General features: G+C 45.7%; 17 protein-coding genes. 13 read left to right on the plus strand and 4 right to left on the minus strand.

The genetic code is table 11. The features are described from left to right. The first annotated feature begins 330 nt into the window (after positions 1-330). A complete protein-coding gene (locus FKN16_RS12295; protein WP_005392144.1) occupies positions 331-1,050 on the plus strand; it encodes a helix-turn-helix transcriptional regulator in 720 nt (239 codons plus the stop codon). A 71-nt stretch (positions 1,051-1,121) separates the two neighbouring features. On the opposite strand, the gene pdxH is transcribed toward FKN16_RS12295, so the two are convergent. Then, on the minus strand, positions 1,122-1,757 hold the full coding sequence (gene pdxH, locus FKN16_RS12300; protein WP_005392142.1) for a pyridoxamine 5'-phosphate oxidase: 636 nt from the start codon (positions 1,755-1,757) through the stop codon (positions 1,122-1,124). Positions 1,758-1,872: 115 nt separating this feature from the next. On the opposite strand from pdxH, the gene FKN16_RS12305 reads away from it, so the two are divergent. The 7 genes from FKN16_RS12305 to FKN16_RS12335 all read left to right on the plus strand — a co-directional run bounded on the left by FKN16_RS12305 (position 1,873) and on the right by FKN16_RS12335 (position 12,481). Beyond that, positions 1,873-3,747, plus strand: coding sequence for an ATP-binding protein (locus tag FKN16_RS12305; protein WP_170902872.1), 1,875 nt, complete (start codon positions 1,873-1,875; stop codon positions 3,745-3,747). Then, complete coding sequence (locus FKN16_RS12310) at positions 3,740-4,966, plus strand: response regulator (RefSeq protein ID WP_170902805.1); 1,227 nt, start codon at positions 3,740-3,742, stop codon at positions 4,964-4,966. Before FKN16_RS12305 ends, FKN16_RS12310 begins: the two co-directional genes overlap by 8 nt. Positions 4,967-5,138: 172 nt before the next feature. Next, positions 5,139-6,530, plus strand: a complete 1,392-nt coding sequence (locus FKN16_RS12315; protein WP_047009701.1) for an HlyD family type I secretion periplasmic adaptor subunit — start codon at positions 5,139-5,141, stop codon at positions 6,528-6,530. 114 nt (positions 6,531-6,644) lie between these two features. Beyond that, the gene (locus tag FKN16_RS12320; protein ID WP_005392134.1) at positions 6,645-7,328 is read left to right on the plus strand and encodes a transglutaminase-like cysteine peptidase; all 684 of its coding nucleotides are present in this window, start codon (positions 6,645-6,647) and stop codon (positions 7,326-7,328) included. A 5-nt stretch (positions 7,329-7,333) separates the two neighbouring features. Then, positions 7,334-9,247 carry an EAL domain-containing protein gene (locus tag FKN16_RS12325; protein WP_031780239.1) on the plus strand — a complete coding sequence of 638 codons (1,914 nt, stop codon included), beginning with the start codon at positions 7,334-7,336 and terminating at the stop codon, positions 9,245-9,247. Positions 9,248-9,262: 15 nt separating this feature from the next. Beyond that, the gene (locus FKN16_RS12330; RefSeq protein WP_006740888.1) at positions 9,263-11,377 is read left to right on the plus strand and encodes a type I secretion system permease/ATPase; all 2,115 of its coding nucleotides are present in this window, start codon (positions 9,263-9,265) and stop codon (positions 11,375-11,377) included. A 510-nt stretch (positions 11,378-11,887) separates the two neighbouring features. Beyond that, positions 11,888-12,481, plus strand: coding sequence for a mechanosensitive ion channel family protein (locus FKN16_RS12335; RefSeq protein WP_012842403.1), 594 nt, complete (start codon positions 11,888-11,890; stop codon positions 12,479-12,481). A gap of 301 nt (positions 12,482-12,782) precedes the next feature. Here FKN16_RS12335 and FKN16_RS12340 read toward each other — a convergent pair whose 3' ends face one another. Further along, positions 12,783-13,121 carry a hypothetical protein gene (locus FKN16_RS12340; protein ID WP_170902873.1) on the minus strand — a complete coding sequence of 113 codons (339 nt, stop codon included), beginning with the start codon at positions 13,119-13,121 and terminating at the stop codon, positions 12,783-12,785. Between the two features lie 231 nt (positions 13,122-13,352). Between FKN16_RS12340 and FKN16_RS12345 the strand changes: the two genes are divergently transcribed. Continuing rightward, positions 13,353-13,937, plus strand: a complete 585-nt coding sequence (locus FKN16_RS12345) for a flavodoxin family protein (protein WP_017821885.1) — start codon at positions 13,353-13,355, stop codon at positions 13,935-13,937. A gap of 63 nt (positions 13,938-14,000) precedes the next feature. Here the strand turns inward: FKN16_RS12345 and FKN16_RS12350 are convergent, their stop codons facing one another. Then, complete coding sequence (locus tag FKN16_RS12350) at positions 14,001-15,626, minus strand: ABC transporter substrate-binding protein (protein ID WP_170902806.1); 1,626 nt, start codon at positions 15,624-15,626, stop codon at positions 14,001-14,003. A 141-nt stretch (positions 15,627-15,767) separates the two neighbouring features. Between FKN16_RS12350 and mpaA the strand changes: the two genes are divergently transcribed. Continuing rightward, complete coding sequence (mpaA, locus tag FKN16_RS12355) at positions 15,768-16,478, plus strand: murein tripeptide amidase MpaA (RefSeq protein WP_170902807.1); 711 nt, start codon at positions 15,768-15,770, stop codon at positions 16,476-16,478. A 19-nt stretch (positions 16,479-16,497) separates the two neighbouring features. Here mpaA and FKN16_RS12360 read toward each other — a convergent pair whose 3' ends face one another. Next, positions 16,498-17,349 (minus strand): SIS domain-containing protein, encoded by an 852-nt coding sequence (locus tag FKN16_RS12360; RefSeq protein ID WP_170902808.1) that lies wholly within the window; start codon positions 17,347-17,349, stop codon positions 16,498-16,500. 242 nt (positions 17,350-17,591) lie between these two features. Here FKN16_RS12360 and murQ point away from each other — a divergent pair, with 242 nt between their 5' ends. The 3 genes from murQ (at position 17,592) to FKN16_RS12375 (ending at position 21,181) form a co-directional block, all read left to right on the plus strand. Then, positions 17,592-18,494, plus strand: a complete 903-nt coding sequence (gene murQ, locus FKN16_RS12365; protein WP_170902809.1) for an N-acetylmuramic acid 6-phosphate etherase — start codon at positions 17,592-17,594, stop codon at positions 18,492-18,494. Positions 18,495-18,522: 28 nt separating this feature from the next. Continuing rightward, positions 18,523-19,977, plus strand: coding sequence for a PTS N-acetylmuramic acid transporter subunit IIBC (gene murP, locus FKN16_RS12370; protein ID WP_170902810.1), 1,455 nt, complete (start codon positions 18,523-18,525; stop codon positions 19,975-19,977). A 148-nt stretch (positions 19,978-20,125) separates the two neighbouring features. Further along, the gene (locus tag FKN16_RS12375; protein ID WP_170902811.1) at positions 20,126-21,181 is read left to right on the plus strand and encodes a porin; all 1,056 of its coding nucleotides are present in this window, start codon (positions 20,126-20,128) and stop codon (positions 21,179-21,181) included. Positions 21,182-21,189 lie beyond the last annotated feature (8 nt).

The following is a 21,189-nucleotide window of genomic DNA, read 5'->3' on the forward strand; positions in this document are numbered from 1 at the left end:
ATGAGTGATATGAACGCTAACTAAATTACAACTGAGTTGTAGGAAGCATGATCAAGGACGATACGAGTTGTAAGCCGAACATCAGGCGGACATCCGTGAGCGCACATATCTGTAATGAAACAGACCATTTTCCCAATTAAATTCTTCGTTCAATTTCGTTGTTGTTTGTCGCTGTGTGACGAAAATATCGAACACCATGAACTTAATTGGATTGAGCGCCAATCAACGAACGTGTTCTAGCAACGTGACTGCCTACTTGGCAATGTCAATATTAACAACGCAACACGGACGTCTCTGTATTGGTAAAAGCAGTATGTAGTGAGTCCTTTTGTGAATATTTCAGTCGATACCATAGAACAATCCCTCCTTAAACAGCTACCTGGTTGTTGGGGATGCAAAGATAAAGATTCGGTATTCCGCTACGTAAATCAGGAATACGCAGAACTGTTGGGACACACGTCGCCCGAGGAGTGCGTCGGTAAAACTGATTTTGAGATGGCAAGCCCAACCACTGAATGTGCACAAGAATTTCAACGCCAAGATAAACACGTCATCGAAACTGGTGAGTCACTCAAAATTCTTGATATACATCCTTATCCAGATGGCCGCTGGCGAGCGCATATCTTTACTAAAACACCGTGGCGAGATGACAATGGTAACATCGTAGGGACCATTTTCTACGGAAGAGAACTCACCGACACCGCCGTGATTGAAGTGGGGTATTGGGTTTGTCGTGCAATCAGCACCAACCCTAATCAGCAATCCATCTTTCGTTTCTCTGATTTACAACCAAAACCAGAGAAACTCACATGTCGCGAGCAAGAAACGCTTTTCCTCCTGCTCTACGGCAAGAAGCCACAATTCATCTCTCAGGTCATGGGCATATCAACAAAAACCGTTGAAGGACACGTCGCACGCTTACGTAATAAGTTTGCAGCGAACAGCAAGAACGAACTAATAGATAAAGCAATGGAAGCTGGCTACGGCTCTGTTGTACCCAAAACGCTGCTTAAGCATCAATTATCGGTAGTGTTGAATGGAGAACGATAATTCGCGCCACTTTCCACCTACAAAAACACCGCCCAAGTGGTGGTGTTTGTTTATTCATGAGGCAAGAGAGTTTATGGCGCTAGACGGTCAATGTCCCAACTTCCATCATGTTGGGAGAAAAGAAAGCGGTCATGAAGACGATGTTCACCACCCTGCCAAAACTCGATGCTCTGTGGTTTTACGCGAAAGCCACCCCAGAAGGTTGGAACCGGTATTTCACCCTTCGCAAATTTCTGTTTTAGCTCTAAAAACTTACCTTCTAATACGCCTCGAGCAGAAATACGGCTACTTTGCTTGCTCGCGATTGCGGCTAATTGGCTCTCTTTTGGACGAGAAGTAAAGTATTTCATATTTTCTACGGCGGTGAGCTTTTCCGCCACACCAGTAATATGAACCTGGCGCTCTAACGGATGCCAAGGGAAGTGCAAACTAATATTGCTGTTATGCTCAAGCTGCTGGGCCTTGCGACTGCCTAGGTTGGTGTAAAATACAAAGCCATTTTTGTCGACGTTTTTTAATAGAACAATGCGTTGAAACGGCATGCCATTTTCATCAACCGTTGCAACTGTCATCGCAGTCGGATCCGTTAAACCCGCTTCAACTGCTTGCTCTAGCCACAGATTAAATTGATCAATAGGATCAGCTTTCAAATCTTTACGACGTAGCCCACCTTTGGTGTACTCACGACGAATATCAGCAAGTTCCATCTTTACTCCTTCACTCGTTTTTGTCGATTGTGCTCCCGATACTGAGGAAATACAAGGACATCATTGTGCTTGTTATCGTTGCCGCTCACAGCATCACAGTGTGTCATTTGATACCATGACACAAAAAACCAGTGAGCTGATCGTGAACTTACTCAATCCTAAAGCCCTACGCCATTTTCTATTGCTACTGTGTGCCGTTGGCATTTCAGGGCTCGCGCTTACTCATCATTACGCAACTCAATACCAACATGATCAGTGGCAACAAAAGCTAGAGAGACAAGCAGCGCAAGTGTCGCAAGAAGTCGACTACGAGCTGGCAAAGTTTGAACAGATACCAAACCTATTAAGTCACGATCCGAGATTACTCAAAGCAGTAGAACGCGGAGCGCCCTCTCACGAGCTCAACCTATTGTTAGCAGATTGGTTGAAACAAAGTTTGGCCGATACGATTTACGTTCATGACCGCACAGGGTTAGTCATTGCCTCAAGTAACTTTCAGCAAGAAGATACGTTTGTTGGTTCCAGCTTTAGCTATCGTCCCTATTTTAAAAATGCGCGACGCGGTGAACCCGCTCAATATGTCGGGTTAGGCGTTCGCTCAAATAAACGTGGGTACTTCTTCTCATCCCCGCTTTGGGTAAATGATGAGGTCGTTGGCGTGATCACGGTAAAAGTGAATTTGGAGCAGTTAGAACAGCGTCTTTCGCAAACCACGACGGACGTACTCATCACGGATAAACACAATGTCGTGTTTATGAGCAATTTGCCTAACTGGCGCTATCGTGCACTTTTCCCGCTGTCACCGAGTGCGATAAACGAGCTTACCGAAACGCGTCAGTATGGCGATACCTTACCAGAGTATTTTGGTGAGCTTACCGCGCAAAGTGGCGTCAGCGAGTTTGCTGATAATCAATTGCTCCTCTCACCCAATTACCTCGCATACGCGACACATGTATTGGATAAAGGATTTCGCGTCGTGGCCTTGATAAACCACAACACCGTCCTTGCCGCCGTGTTACAGGCTGATGTCGTCTTTCTGATTCTATATGCGCTCATTGCGCTGATTGCGTTGGCGTGGTTCCAAACACTCGTGAACAAGGCTCGCCTAGCCGACCTTAATGTGAGCCTAGAAGAAAAAGTAGTGCAACGGACACTAGTGCTGAGTGAAGCCAACCAAAAGCTACAGCAGACCATCCGCCAATATGAGCAAAGCCAACAAGAGCTTAAACAAACACAACAAGAATTGACTCAAGCCGCGAAATTGGCACTATTGGGCGAGCTGTCTGCCAGTATTAATCATGAGATAAATCAGCCACTTTCCGCACTAAGAACCTATACCGAAAACTCGCAGCGTTTGTTGGCAATGGAAAAATACCCAATGGTCGCCGACAATTTGGGCAAAATGCTGACACTCAATGACACCATTTCGGAAGTGATCGCACGCTTAAAAGTCTTTACTCGGAAAGCCACGCACGATTCACACAATGAAATCGCGGTACTGCATGACGCAGTACATACTGCCACCAGCATTTTGAGCAACAAACTCATTAAACAAGGGGTGACATTAAAAGTCCCAGCTATCGATTATAATGTGAAGCTAGCAATTCACAGCGTTGAGTTAGAGCAAGTTCTGATCAATCTCTTCCATAATGCTGCACAAGCGATGGAAAACTACTGCATTGATCCGCAAATATCTATTGCCGTTCAGTGTCATGATGACAACTGTGACATTCTTGTTTCCGACAACGGGCCCGGCATGTCGGACGAAGCCCTAGCAAAAGTCTTTGACCCATTTTTTACGACTAAGCCAGAGGGCTTAGGATTAGGTTTGACCATCTCCAAACGCATTTTAGAAAGCTATCACGGCTCACTCAGTGCTTATAAACATCAGAACACGGAACAACAAGCAGGAGGCATGACCTTTATCGTAACGCTGCCAATCGCTATCCAAAACCAACACAACCCAGAAGTGGAAAACAACCATGAATAATCCCGTTTTCTTTGTTGATGATGAACCACATATTCGTGATGCCGTCGCTCAAGCACTGCTTATTGAAGGGATAGACGTCACCTGCTTACCAAACGCCGTGGAAGCCTTGCGCGTTATCGACCCAAATACGCCAGCGATCATCATCACCGATATCCATATGCCCGTGATGGATGGATTGGAGTTCATGCGAACGTTGCGAAGCAAAAACGATCACTTCCAATTTATCGTGCTCACAGGACACGGTGATGTCAAAACCGCGGTAGATGCGATGAAAAGCGGCGCGTACGACTTTCTCGAAAAGCCTTTTTCAACGGAACAACTTATGAAGTCGCTCAATAATGCTGGCGATAAGTTGAATCTATTGCAGGAAAACATCTGGCTTAAAAAAGAGCTCGACATGCAAACTCACGTTGGTCCGAAAATGATTGGTCACAGTAAAGCCATGGTGAGCATTCGTCGCGCTTTGATCAGCGCACCAACGAACCAGCCGCTCATTTTTGTTGGTCAAGATGGCACAGGTCGCCGGCTCGCCGCACAATTTGCCCACGACATACATGCAACGCCAGACAGCGAGTTAATCGCCGCTTCTGGTGAGGATCTCTATGAGCTTTCATTAGAAGCCCTCGATAAAGCCATACATCGCTTGATTGAAGGAAAAAGCCATTGCAGCTTGTACTTACATAGTGCTGAACATGTGTCACATGAACAATGGCAATGCTTGTTTAAGCACCCGAAACTTGAGCGTGTTTTTGGTGCGACAACCCAAGTCGATCCGTCTATCAAAGCCCTGGCTACTCTAATTCACTTGCCGACACTCGATGAAAGAAAAGAAGATATAGGGCCTTTATACAAGCATTTTGTACGCCACGCAGCGAGCCGTTATCAGCTTCAACCGCCACACATTAGCTTAGAAGAAGTCAAACATCTGACCGATTTAGAATGGCCAGAAAATATTAAGCAGCTGCGCCAATTTGCAGAACTTCGCGCACTCAAGCCAGATACCTTCCGAATGGAAGATTGGAACAGTGAAAAAAGTATCGAAATTCAGAGTATGACTCAGCGCACAGAATACTTTGAATATTGCTTATTATTCGATGCACTACAAAGACACCGAGGCAGACTCAAAGAGGTTCAACTAGAATTACAGGTATCACGCAAAACCTTGTACGACAAACTAAAAAAACATCAGTTGGATAAAACCAAGTTCAAGGCGCAATAGCCATACTCTGACGGTATCTCCAATTTTCTTTTGCTAGAGAAGCATTGAAAACGCTCATTCGGAGAGAGAATGGGCTTCGTCTCATATTTTTATTCGCCGAGCATACTGACATGATCGGTTAATAATAATAAGATCAAAAAGATAATCAGCATTTATATAAGCAGGGACTGTGATGAGCCGAGATAACTACAACAAACTCAACAATGAAGAGTTGGATTTTGTTGACGACAAAACTGCAGCATTGCTCCTCAACACCCCCAATAGCGCACGTTTGATGCTCTGGGTGATGGTGTTGTTTTTTATTGCTGCAATAGGCTGGGCATCTTGGGCTGAAATCGACCAGGTCACTGTTGGTCAGGGAAAAGTCATTCCCTCTTCACAGATTCAAGTTGTCCAAAACTTAGAAGGTGGCTTAGTCAAAGAAATTTTAGTCAAAGAAGGTCAGTTGGTTGAAAAAGGTCAGCAGTTACTTCTGATCGATGACACTCGCTTTCGCTCTGATTTTCGTGAGCGTGAACAACAAGTTGCCAACCTAACTGCGTCTGTTCTGCAACTCTCAGCTTCAATCAACAGTGTTGCTGTGAAGCGTGATTTTGAAACGGAAAACTGGCGCCAAAGCGTAGTACTCGATTATGGCAAACTGACCTTTCCACCAATTTTAGAAGAAACTCAACCGAAACTCACTCAGCGCCAGAAAGCTGAATACCGCGAAGATTTAGACAATTTACGCAACCAACTTTCGGTGATTGACCAACAAGTTCAGCAAAAGCAGCAGGACTTAGTAGAGATTGAAGCGCGAGTAAGGAACTTACGTCAAAGCTATCAATATGCGAAGAAAGAATTAGACATCACCAAACCGTTGGCTGATGAAGGTGTTGTGCCTCGTATTGAATTACTCAAGTTACAACGCCAAGTCAACGACACCCGTCGCGAAATGACGTCCAGTGAGCTCAAGATCCCGGTATTAAAATCAGCGATTCGAGAATCCATGCTTAATCGCATTGATGTTGCGCTCAAATTCCGTTCAGAACAGCAAGAGAAACTCAACAGCGCCCAAGACCAGTTATCTGCCTTGGTTGAATCAGCAGTGGGTTTAGAAGATAGAGTTAATCGAACCGTTGTGAACTCGCCAGTAACAGGCAAAATCAAAACGCTGAACATCAACACCGTTGGGGGTGTTATCCAGCCAGGCATGGATATCGTCGAAATTGTACCAACTGAAGATACGTTATTAGTAGAAGCGAAAATTGCGCCCAAAGACATTGCATTTTTGCGCCCGGACCTACACGCCATCGTGAAGTTTACGGCTTACGACTTCACTAAGTACGGCGGCTTAGAGGGTGAATTGGAGCACATCAGCGCAGATACAACCCAAGATGAAGAAGGAAATAGCTTTTACATCGTTCGTGTCCGCACCGATAAAACGAATTTTGGTCAAGATGCAGATTTACCAATCATTCCAGGAATGACGGCATCGGTCGATATCATCACAGGGAAGCGAACCGTTTTGGAATATCTACTTAAACCGATTTTAAGTGCCAAAACGAACGCCTTGAAGGAGTAAATCACACCAAGGTACTCACAACGGCGAGTATTGAGCGATAAGTGACTAAATAAAAAGCACTTGTTTCTCACTGACGAACCCTTTAGAAGAGTATACTTGTGATATGAGTCGAATATGCGATCCAATTTGAAGCGTAAAGTTACATTATTAATCAGTTTAAGTTGTTTTTCGTTCCAAATTGGTGCGTTAAGCAGTAAAGAACAACAATGGGTCAATACGGTCACAGCGGTGTACGGCGAACGTGCGGGATTGCGCGTAAATACATGGCGAAAAAACCTCGACTTATTTAAACAATTAGAGACACATGAACAGCTCGCTGGCGTCAACGACTTTTTTAACCAGCTGTATTTTGTTGACGACATAAAACTGTGGGGAAAGACAGATTATTGGGCTACGCCACTCGAATTTTTAGGGAGTAATGCAGGGGATTGTGAGGATTTCACCATCGCCAAGTACTTCTCGTTACTCGAGCTAGGAATACCAGATTCTAAGATGCGTTTGATCTACGTAAAAGCCATCGAACTGAATCAGTTTCACATGGTATTAGCTTACTACCCAACCCCAAGCTCTGAGCCGCTCATTCTCGACAATATCAACCCTGATATTGTCCGAGCCTCTAAACGTAGCGACTTGCTACCGATATACAGTTTTAATGGTACAAACCTGTGGTTGATGAAGTCTTCTGCTAGCACTGGAGAGCTGGCAGGGAAAGCATCACGGTTGAGCCTTTGGAATGACTTACGCTCGCGCGAACGTAAGTTGCAGTTAAATAAACCTAAAATTAACTATGACGAGTGAGAAACATGACCCTATATAAGAAGCTTGTAGTGGGAATGGTTACGGTCTTTATACTCTTGTTGGCATCAGTATTCGTAATCCAATTCAACACGACTCGAGACAGCTTGGAACAACAGCAACGTTCAGAGGTCAACAACACCATTAACACCGTAGGTTTGGCATTGGCTCCTTACCTTAAAGACAAAGATAAAGTCGCGGTAGAATCCGTGATTAATGCTCTGTTTGACGGCAGCACCTACTCGGTTGTTCGCCTGACCGCTTTAGATTCTGACTACCAAATCGTGCGCACTTACCCGGTAAAACCAAGTACGGTGCCACAATGGTTTATCGACATGAATCTATTCAAAGCCATTCACGATAAGCGCGTAGTAACCAGTGGTTGGATGCAACTTGCTGAAGTGGAAATCATTAGCCACCCAGGCGCAGCTTACGAGCAGCTCTGGCAAGGCTTTATTGGTTTGTTATCTGCATTCAGCGTCATTTTCCTGGCTGGTTTAATTGCGATTTCGTACATCCTCCGTCGCTCACTAAAACCATTAGCGGCCATCGTGAAAAAAATGCATGAAATCGCTAATAACCAATTTGGTGAACCACTTGCTCGTCCAAGAACTAAAGATCTGATCGCGGTGGTAGATGGCATTAACATGATGTCTGCTCAAATTGAGCTGTCATTCAAAGAACAAGCGAAAGAGGCACAACGACTGCGTGCTCAAGCTTACCTCGACCCTATCTCCAAACTGGGTAATCGCTCGTTCTACATCAACCAAATAGACCAATGGTTGGCAGAGCAAACGCAAGGGGGTATCGCGCTACTCCATGCAGAATACATTGGCGACATTTACGAGACAAAAGACTACCAACGCGCCGATGCCCACGTAAAAGAGTTGTCTCAACGTCTGAAGAACACCATTGATGTGCCGGGAGCTACCATTGCGCGCCTGTCTAGTGATGAGTTTGGCCTGCTTTTCCCACACATGGATGAAAGCGAACTACGCATTTTGGCGGACAGCATCGTGAACTGCGTTAACGGGTTGAACACTGATCCAACCGGTCTAGCCAAACCAAAAGCAGCCTTAGGTGTTGCGCATAGTAAAGACCAAAAAACGCGCTCTGAAATCTTATCTATGGTGGATAATGCGCTCTCGAAAGCCAAAGCTCAACCAGACAAAGCTTACGGCTTTATCGGCAGTGACACACCTTCTAACTTAATGGGTAAACAGCAGTGGAAAGCGCTGGTTGAAGAAGCGATTCATAGCGATTGGGTTAAATTCCGCTTCCAAGCAGCGAAGAACACTTGGGGTAAAGTGTTCCATAACGAAGTGTTCTCAAGCATCGAAAAAGAGGGCGAAACGTTCCGTGCCAACCAATATTTATTCGCACTAGAGCAGTTAGACGCCACCAATATTTTCGACCAATACGTTATTGAGTCGATGATTAAGATGCTAGAAAGTGGCGAGCTAACCGATCCTGTAGCGATCAATATTGCGCAAAGCAGCTTGTCTCAGCCATCGTTCATTCGCTGGACCACTAGCATGTTAGAAAAACACGCAAAAGTGGCCTCTAAGCTACACTTTGAAATTCCAGAGGAGTGTTTTATTGATCAGCCTCACCACACGGCGCTGTTATGTAATGCCATTCGCCAATCCGGGGCTGAGTTTGGCGTAGATAACTATGGACGTAACTTCCAATCATTGGAGTACATCCAAGAGTTCCGCCCTAACTATGTGAAGCTCGATTACCTATTCACACACAACTTACACGACGAAAAACAGAAATTCACGCTAACGTCGATTTCTCGTACTGCTCATAACCTAGGCATTACGACTATCGCGTCGCGTATTGAAACTCAAATCCAGTTGGACTTTCTCACCGAGCATTTTGTTGAGGTATTCCAAGGATTCATCGTCGACAAGGAATAAAAAGGTTTACCACAGATGAAAGACCCTTTACTGAATTCGCTCATCTACGTTAGCCGTTACTATGGGTTAGCTAACTCGCCAGAAGCGCTGGTCAATGGCCTTCCGCTTTCAGACGGCAAGCTAACTCCATTTTTGCTACCAAGAGCAGCGGAAAGGGCCGGATTGGTTGCCAAGGAAAACCGTGCAGAGCTGGAGAACATCTCCAGCCTGATTCTGCCGGCAATCTTAGTTCTTAAAGGCGGTGACTCATGCGTTCTCAACAGCATTAACGCGGAGACACGCGAAGCCGAAGTCACCACCTTAGAAAGTGGAATGGTGCCAATCTCCATTCCATTAGAAGACCTACTTGAGCAGTACACTGGTCGCTACTTTTTAGTTAAAAAGCAATTCCGTTTCGATGAGCGCTCTCCCGAAGTGCTCAAAACCAACGAAGGTCACTGGTTTTGGTCAACCTTGTGGCAGTCAAAACGTATCTACCGCGATGTTTTAATCGCCTCACTTCTCATCAACCTCTTTGCCGTTGCCGCCCCGCTGTTCACTCGTTTGGTGTACGACAAAGTGGTACCGAATCTCGCGTTTGAAACCTTATGGGTATTGGCAAGCGGCATCTTTGTTGTCTTTCTATTCGATTTCATACTCAAATCGTTGAGAAACTACTTTATTGATGTCGCAGGAAAGAAGTCTGACATTCTGATTTCCTCCAAGCTGTTCAGCAAAGTGATGGGCATCCGAATGGAGTCCAAGCCGCCTTCAGTCGGCGCATTCGCTCGCCATCTTCAAGAGTTTGAATCTATTCGAGAATTCTTCACGTCTGCAACCGTCAGTGCCCTAATTGACCTGCCTTTTGCCATTCTGTTCTTGGTGATTATATGGCTAATGGCTGGCGATCTTGTGTATGTTCCAATGGTCGGCGTGGTCATTTTGATTGTTCATTCACTACTGATTCAAGGACCGCTACGTCGCTCTATAGAGGAGGGGTCACGCTTAGCATCGCAAAAATACGCCAACTTAATTGAGAGTCTAGCGGGGCTAGAAACCGTAAAAATGCTCAGCGCGCAAAGCCAATTCCAATACCGTTGGGAAGAAGCGGTGGCGCACATGGCGAACTGGAACATCAAAAGCCGCCGCATTACCGACAGCATCCAGAACGCGGCTGGCTTCGTACAGCAAAGTAGTAACGTTGGGATGATCATTCTCGGTGTTTATCTGATTGCAGAAGGCGAACTCACCATGGGTGGCTTAATTGCCGCAACCATGTTGAGTGGTCGCGCCATAGGGCCTTTGGTTCAGTTGTCTTTGCTCTCAACGCGCTACAACCAGGCGAAGTCTTCTATGACGATTATCAATCAAGTCATGGAAATGCCGGATGAGCAAGAAGAAGGGAAACGCTACATCCATCGCCCAATCATCCAAGGTAAGATTGAAATTGATCGCGTAACGTTTCATTACCCAGACTCTCCTGTCGCGTCTATACGTAACATTTCTCTCACGATAAATCCTGGTGAAAAAGTCGCGATAATCGGTCGGATTGGTTCGGGTAAGACAACGTTAGAGCGCTTGATCATGGGCTTGTATAAGCCAACAGAGGGACACGTACGTATAGATGATACTGATATCGCACAGCTTCACCACGTTGATGTTCGACGTAACATCGGCTGTGTGCCTCAAGATTCGAATCTATTCTTCGGTTCGATTCGCGACAATATTACCTTGGGTCGTCCACTAACGGATGACCGAGACGTGCTTGATGCAGCAAACCGTGCAGGCGTGACCGCATTTACACAATCGGATCCAGCAGGTTTAGAACGTCAAGTTGGTGAAGGAGGTGCGATGCTTTCTGGTGGTCAACGTCAAGCCGTCACGATTGCTCGTGCATTTTTGGGCCGTCCTCCCGTCCTACTCATGGATGAACCCACCAGCGCGATGGATAACCGCTCTGAAATGCATATTAAGCACCAGCTATCTCAGCTCAAACCGAGCGAAACATTGATACTGATTACGCATAAAACGTCGATGCTCGACATCGTTGATCGAGTAATTGTGATGGAGAAAGGCAGCATCATTGCTGATGGTCCTAAAGCGCAAGTGCTGAATGACCTGAAGCAAGGCAAAGTACGTGCGGTTAGCTAACCGAAATTAGCATTTACAAAAGAGAAAGGCCCCGTTTGACTCATGTTTAACGGGGCTTATTTTATTGAGAATCCAAGATAGTTAAGCTCTTCAAGCGCTATCCAAACGAACACTAGCCCCACAATCACGACCAACATCATAATCGCCTTTTCATCTTCTTCCATTTGATAGATATCCTAGCAAGCCATTTCACTCAACACGTCTTAGGTTATCAGGACAAAAATCATATTCAGCACGTTTATACGCTCCTAGCCTCATACAATACCGGATATGAGATACAGCTCAAACATTAAACACTTTAAAACCGCATCAACTTTGGTTGAATATATGCGGTGAGCGCAAACAGAAGCAAAGCTCTGCACACTATTGATAAAACTCTACAACTCTCCGTAGGTTCTAGGGCGAAGTTCCTAGGTAGAGAGACGAAAAATGGAGAGAGAAAATTTGTGATTACTTACATCAGAAAATCAGCTATAACAGCGGTTTTCTTAATATCGTCGAGTTGAAGAAATGAATGATTGGATCCATCTAGATCAAGTGAGCCAGTATTTCACCGCAGGCTCTCTCGGGTACAAAGTCTTAATGGGCATTATTGTCCTGATTGCTTATCGCATTCTGAAGAGAATCGTCAATCGAGCCATTTTAAACTTAGCGACCTCAAAAGGTGTAAAAAAGGCCCGCCTGAGTTTTATTCAGCGTTGTTTTAACGTCGTGCTTTTATTTTTAACCGCGTCTGTTTTTGCCATTATCACCGGGATTGGCTATGGCGATGTGTCATTGTTCCTATCGTCCATTTTTGCCGTATTGGGTGTGGCGTTTATTGCGCAGTGGTCAATTCTGAGCAACATCACTGCCAGCTTTTTGATCTTTTTTGTCTTCCCATACCGAGTGGGTGACCGAATTAAAGTCGTAGACAAAGATGAAGACATCAGCGGCGAGATTCAAGAAATCAGCATGTTTCACGTGTTAATTAAGCACGACAACGGTAACTTGATCACTTACCCAAACAACCAGATTTTGCAAAAAGCAGTGCTAAAGCTGGCAAAAAACAAGCCAGAGCCAAGTAAAGCAAAATCTCGGATTTATACTCGCAGAAAGAAATAACCCACTAAAAAGCCCATGTATCTACATCGGCTTTTTAATATCACTTGGTAGTCACAAATAACCCAAAGTTAATGGAGAACAACAGTGAAGAGACAAAACGTATAAACTGAAAGGTCACCGCTGTATTCTTTCGTGATAAACACTTGACACATCGCCGAAACCAAAAGCGCCACTTTAACCAAAGTAAGCTTCTTCTTTACGAACCTTAAATAAATACAAAAAATAGAGATGGTGCAAGCAAAGAAAAAATCGTCACTAGTTCCATCTTCCTTAAAATACAAGGACATGGTTTTAGTTAAGCTTATATTTTTAGCTTCATTATGAGCCACCCACTAATATTTAGCGAGATAAGGGCAGAAAAGAGGTAAAAAACAAGACTGACCGAAACAAAAAGTAGTGCATGCACTTTTTCTTCTAAGCTCTCTGGATGAACATTCATATCCACATCAAACACCCCCCCTATAAAGTGTGCAAATGCCGTGGAAAAGGCTGTAGAAAGGCCTCCTACCATAATGATAATAATCCCTCGCCTTAAGACACGATGAAATGTACTTTTCCCGCCTTGGATCAGGTCTGAGTTTACATATTTTAATCTATTTTTCCGCCTATTAATCATCACTAGCATCGGTACCTTTATCATTGTTTCCAAGAGAGTTTTCTACATCTTTAAGATCTTCCTTTAACGCTTTTATACACGACATTCATCGTCGTTGCATTCACTGTAGTTATGCCGTCGACTTACCCTATAAGAAAGCTCTTTAGATACCAATTCGTACTTTATCTATCTCAAATCTCTTCTTGACCTCAACTTAGCTTGAGGTTTTAGCCTTAGTCGCACGATTAAAAATCAACAATGAAAAAAGGAACCATTGTGTCCAAAATTGCGATTATTTATTTCTCTAAAACCGACGTTACTGGTCAGCTTGCTCGCGCGATTGCCGCAGGCGTTGAACAACAAGGCATTAAGCAGCAAGATGAATGTGAAATCCTCTCTCACCGAATTGAAGGCAGTGAGATTATTGAGGGACGTTTTGTGAACCCTAAACTAATGGATGAACTTGCTGAGTGTGATGCGATTATCTTTGGCTCACCGACCTATATGGGCGGTGTAGCAGCGCAGTTTAAAGCATTTGCAGATGCAAGCAGTGAATCTTGGTATTACCAAAAATGGGCGAGCAAAATCGCGGCTGGCTTTACCAGTGGTGGGGCAATGAATGGCGACCAATCTTGCACATTACAATATCTACAAACGCTCGCTAACCAACACGGCATGATGTGGGTCGGGTTGGATAAGATCAGCAATTCTGGGGAGCAAAACCTGAATCGTTATGGTGTACAAGGTGGTATTGTTGCACAAGGTGGTGAAGGTGGTCAGTTGCATGCTTCTGATGTTGCAACAGCAGAGTATCTTGGCAAACGAGTCGCTATGCTCGTGAACAAGCTCTCCACTCGCTAACAATAAAAAGAAGCCCCGTAAGATACATCTTCGGGGCTTCATATTTATCGCTTGTTTTGAGCGCTACTTCTTGATGTAGAGGTCTTTCGAGTAGATACGACCTTCTACGTTGTTCTTGGCAAAACCGCCAACCGTAGGACGAACCAAACGCGCTTGCATGTAGTAGTAAATCGGTGCGATAGGCATATCTGTCGCCAGCAACTGTTCAGCTTGGTCGTAAAATCCTTGGCGCGCTTTCTCATTGGTTGCAGCCAATGCACTGTTCATCGCGTTGTCATACGCTTCACTGCTGTAACGTGCAAAGTTACCCGAAGAACCTGAGCGAAGTAGGCTCAGGAAAGTAGACGCTTCATTGTAATCACCACACCAGGAAGCGCGCATCACATCGAAATTGCCTTGTTTACGCGCCACTAAGTACGACTTCCACTCTTGGTTTTCTAACTCCACGTTTGCACCGAGATTTTTTTGTAGCATCGACGCTATCGCAACCGCGATCGATTTGTTTGCCTCACTGGTGTTGTACAGCAATTTAAAATCGAGCGGCTTGTCTTGGCTGTAACCCGCTTCTTTTAACAACTGACGCGCTTTCTCGTCACGTTGTTGCTGACTCCACTTACTATACTCAGGGGGCGTCGCATCAAAACCGGCAGTGTACTGATGCGCAAAGGTATACGCAGGAAGGTTGCCCACTTGCGTGACACCATTCGTAATCACATCACGCATGATGGAGTACGACACCGCTTGACGCACTCGCACATCATCAAATGGCGGACGAGTGGTATTGAACGCGTAGTAATACGTGCACAACAATGGCACCACCGTGTAAGCCTGCTTGTAATCTTGTTTAAGCTTCTGCGCCATATGAGTCGGCACATCTGACGTGATATCCAACTCTCCTGCCGCATAACGATTGATCGACGCGTTTTGGTTTTCAAACGGAATGTAAGTCACTCTGTTTAGATGCGTATCTGCGCTGTCCCAGTAACTTGGACTCTTAACCAGTTCAAAGCGCTCATTCACGACCCACTTATCCAGTGTGAATGCACCATTGCCAACAAATTGGTCTGGATCGCTCCACGGCTTGTCGCGGTTTTCCACTGTCGCTTGATGCACTGGCATCATGGAAGTGTGCCCAGTCATGGCGACAAAGTACGGAACTTGACTGTCCAACTCAAAACGTAGGGTGTATTTATCCACCGCCTTGATACCGAGCTCGTCCAAAGGCTTTTTGCCCTCTGCTACATCGGCGATGTTTTTGATCTTGGTGAGTTTGAGATACCAAACATTTGGAGAAGCGGTTTTCGGATCTACCGCTCGGCGCAGTGAATAGACAAAATCCTCCGCCGTCACAGGCTCGCCATTCGACCATTTCGCTTCTTTGCGCAAGTGAAAAGTAAAGGTTTGGTTGTCGTTGGTTTCCCATGATTCTGCCACACCGGGAATGATGTTTCCGTCACGATCTTGAATCACAAGCCCTTCAAATAAGTCACGAATCACATGCATTTCTGGCAGACCTTCGGCTTTCGCAGGGTCAAGCGTCGCCGCCTCTGCGTCATTCGCACGTACTAAATGCTGTTCTGCGGCAAGTTGAATGCCTTTAGGTAAGGTCTCCGCAGCAACTGATGTAGCAAGAAAAGGGGTGAATAAAGAGGAAATCAGCAACGCCGTTGAATGTTTTTTAAAATCCATATCGTTTTTCGTTCTCCTAACGCGTCTTGTGAAGCAAGTGCCACAATTAACATTTCAACCGTTGACGAGTTTAAACGGTTCAGTTTAGCTAGGTGTAATTAGCTTAGATATTGATACTACTTCATCAATCAGGAGATTACGGTGAGTCTAATTCCAAGAACGGAAAGAGCGGCATTTTTAATTCGACCAACATCATACGGTCAATCCGTGCTTGGTGCGCCATTACTGTATTTTCCGGCTCAAGTCGAAAGTGCTTCGCGAGGTTTGATTTTGGCAGGCACTCACGGGGATGAGACGGCCTCGATTGCAGGTTTGTCCTGCGCGCTAAGAAGCTTGCCTGCTGAAAACTTACGACATGATGTGATTCTGTCAATGAATCCTGACGGCAACCAGCTAGGCACACGTGCAAATGCAAACCAAGTGGATCTCAATCGCGCGTTTCCAACCCAAAATTGGACTGAGCATGGCACCGTGTATCGATGGAGCTCTCACACACCCGTTCGAGACGTAAAGGTGAAAACTGGCACTAAAAACCAACTAGAGCCTGAAGTTAGCGCATTAATTAACTTGATTGAACTGCGCAAGCCAAAGTTTGTGGTGTCGTTTCATGAACCGCTTGCGTTTGTGGATGATCCCAAACATTCCGACCTTGCCAAATGGCTCAGCGAGCAGTTCCAACTGCCAATCGTAGACGATGTCGACTACGAAACACCCGGCTCATTCGGCACTTGGTGTAGTGAACGTGATTTACCTTGCATCACGTTGGAATTGCCCGCGATTTCTGCCGATCTCACCATTGAAAAGCATCTGTCCGCCTTTATTGCTTTGCTGAGGCACGATCCGGATCTTTAGTCCGCTGTTGAACAAGCGATCATGTGAGGATCTGCTTGATGTCGGTACTGATATCGCAGATCAACTGACGGGCACTGTCGTCTCTTTGCTGAACCAAGATGATAAACAGCAAATCGGTGATCACGTTTTGCGCGGTGCGCGAAGCAATGGATGAGCTGCGATGCTCCATTTCATTGGCGATGGTATCAAACGTAATATCGGCAATGCCGCGCAAGCGACTTCTTCCGGGCGCTGATAACGCAATCACCTTCGCGCCCTGCTCTTTTGCCGCTTCTGCTGCCACGAGAATTTCTTTGCGTTCACCCGAAAACGAAATTGCAATCTGAACATCTTCTGGAGAGAGCGTGCGGGCAACAGCAATCTGCACGTGGCTGTCTTGTTCAGAAAGCGCCGTAATACCAAGTTTAAGCAGTTTAAAGCTTAAATCCTTCGCGGTCAGTGCAGAGCCCCCAATCCCGACCACTTGCACTCGACGCGCTTCACTCAACCATTTCACCGCTTGGTGACACGCTTCGTAAGACAGCGTATTGGTGGTTTGAAACATAGCGTCGGTTTTCGCTTTCACTAGTTTCTGTGAAATAACCGCAATGGGGTCGTCAGCCAAAATATCACTGTGCAGCGGTGTCGACTGCATCGCATGCTTACGGCCAATCTCTTCATTCAGAGCTAACTTAAACTCGCTGTAACCTTTAAAGCCGATACGCTGAGTAAATTTCACAATGCTCGATTGACTCACTTTTACTTGCGCCGCAAGTTCTTGGCTGGTGAGCAGCGCCGCCTTTTCTGCGTTTTCAACAATCCAATCGCCAACCAAACGACCACTTTGCGAAAGCTGAGTACGCCTCGCGACTATCCTATTGATAACTGACACAACAAAAACCTCAAAAATTTTAAATAAATTATTCCAAAACAGAAATAATAGGCGTTTGATTTAACCCCCTGATTATTCTAACCAAGACAGTTAATCCCGGATGTAATAGACGTATATTTTCTCTCATTATTCCAAATTTCTCCTGCATAAAGAATAACCTCAAGTGTGATTTTTATCACCAAACCTGAATATTTTATTCCATAAAATCGCCCTCAGATTGAACATTACGAAGAGTGCAAAACATGAAAATTGATTTAAGCCGATTGGTGACAGAAAGCCGTAACCCAGCCAGTGCCGAGATCGATACGCTTTCGACCATCGAGATGCTGCAAGTCATTAATGAAGAGGATCAAAAAGTCCCGCTCGCGGTAAAAGCGGTGCTACCACAAATTGCAGAGACAGTTGACGCAATTACCCAAGCTTTTGCAAATGGTGGCCGTTTAATTTACATGGGAGCTGGTACGTCAGGTCGCTTAGGCATTCTTGATGCAAGCGAGTGTCCTCCTACCTACGGCACGCATCCAGATATGGTGATTGGCTTAATTGCTGGTGGACATCAAGCGATTTTAAAAGCGGTAGAAAACGCAGAAGACAACGCGAAAATGGGTCAAGACGACTTAAAAGCACTTCACCTCACCAAGAATGACGTGGTTGTAGGCATCGCTGCAAGTGGCCGTACACCTTATGTGCTAGGTGGTTTGGAGTACGCTAAATCCATCGGAGCTACGACCGCATCTATCGCTTGTAATCCAGAATGTACCATGGCAGAAGTGGCCGACATCGCGATTCTGCCGATAGTTGGCGCAGAGGTTGTCACTGGATCTTCTCGCATGAAAGCCGGCACCGCACAAAAACTGGTGTTAAACATGCTCACGACAGGCGCAATGATTCGTAGCGGTAAGGTATTTGGCAACTTAATGGTGGATGTAGAAGCCACTAACGCCAAGCTCATCCTACGCCAAACCAACATTGTTGTGGAAGCAACCGACGCATCAAAAGAAGAAGCAGAGCGAGCATTAAATGCCTGCGGTCGCCACTGCAAAACTGCCATCTTAATGATTTTGGCCGATTTGGATGCCGAACAAGCCAAATCACGCCTCGCCGCGCACAACGGCTTTATTCGCGCAGCACTAAATAATAACTAAATAATCCGAGTTCTGAAGGATAGACCCTATGGCAAAAATAACTTCAAACACAGTATCGCAGTTGCTGTCCGCAGTGGGTGGCAGTAGCAACGTAAGCAAATGTGGTAACTGTATGACGCGTTTGCGTTTATCGCTCGCCAACAATGGCTTGGCTGATCAATCAGTTATCAAGCAAATTCCCGGCGTAATGGGTGTGGTGGAAAGCGATGAGCAGTTTCAGATCATTCTCGGTCCCGGAAAAGCTCAACAAGCGGCTGAGATGATGAATCAACTGATCGAAAGCTTAACCTCTGGTGACAGTGAAGAAGCAGATATGCCGCAACAAGATCTTTCTGCCGTCGCGGCCGAGCAGAAAAAACAGATGAAGAGCAAACAAACCAGTGCGGTTCAGCGTTTTTTAAGCAAGTTTGCCACCATCTTTACGCCGTTGATCCCTGGCTTTATTGCCGCTGGTTTGTTGCTAGGTTTTGCGACGTTATTGGAGCAGATGTTTGTTCTTGACCAGACACCAAGCCAGTTTATGTTGGATTTGATCGCCTACATGAAAGTCTTTGGTAAGGGTCTGTTTGCTTTCCTAAGTATTCTGATTGGTTACAACGCGCAGCAAGCATTTGGCGGCTCTGGTGTTAATGGTGCCATTCTCGCCTCTTTGTTTGTGCTGGGTTACAACCCTGAGGCGACATCCGGCATTTACTCTGGCATGAACGAGTTTTTCGGCTTTGCGATTGATCCGCGCGGCAACATTATCGGCGTACTTTTGGCGGCGATCATCGGTGCGCAAGTCGAGCGTAAGGTTCGTCAATACATGCCAGATGATCTGGATATGATCTTAACGTCCGTTATCACTCTGTTGATCATGGGTGCGGTAACCTTCTTGATCATCATGCCAATCGGCGGCGAGCTGTTTAAAGGGATGTCTTGGTTGTTCCTCAACTTGAACGATAACCCATTAGGCGCTGCAATCTTGGCAGGTTTGTTCTTAATTTCTGTGGTATTTGGCATCCACCAGGGTTTTGTTCCAGTGTACTTCGCATTGATGGAAGCACAGGGCTTTAACTCACTATTCCCTATCCTGGCGATGGCAGGTGGCGGTCAGGTTGGCGCGTCAATGGCGCTGTATTTCAAAGCCAAAAAAGACGCTCTACTGCGCACCCAAGTTAAAGGCGCTATTATTCCGGGTCTTCTAGGCATTGGCGAACCATTGATTTACGGCGTGACATTACCACGCGTAAAACCATTCGTTACCGCTTGTATTGGTGGCGCTGCGGGCGGCTTCTTTATCGGCTTAGTTTCTTACCTTGGCTTGCCAGTTGGTCTTAATACGGTGTTTGGCCCATCCGGTATCGTGGCGATTCCTCTCATGACATCAGAAAATGGCATCTTCCCGGGCATGATGGTGTTTGTTGCTGGCCTGCTTATCTCTTACATCGTCGGCTTCCTCGCGACTTACTTCTTTGGCTGCAAAGACGTCGATTTAAGCTAAATCATTCTTCCCCTATAGGAATGGACTAGCTCGCGCCCTTGGCAAACAAGGGCGCACCCTCTCTCTACTTCACGACAATTTTTCTTATTCCGTTACTCGGAAGGGGCTTTGTCGTACCTAAAACAATAGAAATGAAAGGTCGTTAATCATGAAAAAGCACATTTTGACTCTACTTCTCCCAACATTGATGGCATCAAACGCAATGGCAGCGCAGCTGTATCAAGCGGAAGATGGGTCAGTTTTAAATATTTATTCTCGTCTTGGTTTCAATGTTACCAGTAAAAATGATGAGCACGGCGATGCAAATGGCGAATTTGATGGCCGTATTGGTTTAAACGGTTCACAAACCATCAACGAGTACGCGTCGATCATCGGCCAAGCGCAATACCAAGTGGGTGCCGCTGAATACGCAAACCAAGTAAACGACAAACCGTCTCTGACCGCACGTTATGTATGGGCGGGTATTGATGCGAAAGATTATGGTCGCATTACTGGTGGTCGCGTGGCATCTGGATTGATTATGTTTACCGACATTGGTGATGTGTTCGCCTCTTCCGATGTTTCTATGGCGCGCCAAGCGAATAAAGTCGACAAAACCGCGACGCAAGTTTTCCGTCAAGATGGCACGCTGCAATACCAAAACAGCCTAGGTAATTTCGATTTTTCTGTCGCGTACATTTTAGGAAACAACACTTCTGAACTCGACTACGGTTACAACACTGCACTGCGTTATACGCTAGATATGGGGAATTTGGGTACCTTGGCACCAGTGGTGGCGCTGCAGAAAAATAAAGGTGATGCACGTGAAAGCAACGACACCGATTACACCTTCTGGGGCGCAGGTACACGTTACTACCTAGGAGATTTGATGTTGGGTGCGTTGTACTCGGAAGATGAACTAGAGGGCTATTACTCACAAACCAGCACCGACAAAGTGATGGAACTGACGGCGGTTTACATTGTAAATGACAAATGGGCACTGCGTGCTGGTTATCGTTCTTTAGAAAACAGTGATGGTGACGAGCTAGAGCTGAAAGATACAACGCTAGAAGTGCAATACAAACTGACGCCTCGTTCTTCTATCTACACAAACTACGTTGATCGTAACGGCTCGCGTGGCTACAGCAATGGACAAGAAGTCTCGTTTGGCGGTGCGCACGCAGACGAAAGCTACTACCACTTAGGTCTGCGTTACGAGCTGTAAGCACGATA

It is taken from the genome of Vibrio sp. 11-4(1) (genome assembly GCF_013048625.1).
GTDB classification, from domain to species: Bacteria; Pseudomonadota; Gammaproteobacteria; order Enterobacterales; family Vibrionaceae; genus Vibrio; species Vibrio diabolicus.